The sequence below is a fragment of the Streptococcus sp. HMSC072D05 genome (genome assembly GCF_001815805.1).
GTDB lineage: Bacteria > Bacillota > Bacilli > Lactobacillales > Streptococcaceae > Streptococcus.
The window spans coordinates 1-215 of record NZ_KV822047.1; the positions used below are offsets into that span (position 1 = coordinate 1).

Genomic DNA, 215 nt, shown 5'->3' on the forward strand with positions numbered 1-215 from the left:
TTCAATCCATTGCTCTACCAACTGAGCTACCGAGCCAAATTGCGGGAGCAGGATTTGAACCTACGACCTTCGGGTTATGAGCCCGACGAGCTACCGAGCTGCTCCATCCCGCGTTAATATAAAAAGGAGGATGTGGGATTCGAACCCACGCACGCTTTTACACGCCTGACGGTTTTCAAGACCGTTCCCTTCAGCCGGACTTGGGTAATCCTCCA

Annotated in this window: 2 tRNA genes; both read right to left on the bottom strand. The window is 52.6% G+C overall.

The annotated features are described in order from the left end of the window. Positions 1-39: 39 nt before the first annotated feature. A tRNA-Met gene (locus HMPREF3057_RS09820) sits at positions 40-113 on the bottom strand. Between the two features lie 11 nt (positions 114-124). Beyond that, positions 125-214, bottom strand: a tRNA-Ser gene (locus HMPREF3057_RS09825). Between the last annotated feature and the right edge of the window lies 1 nt (position 215).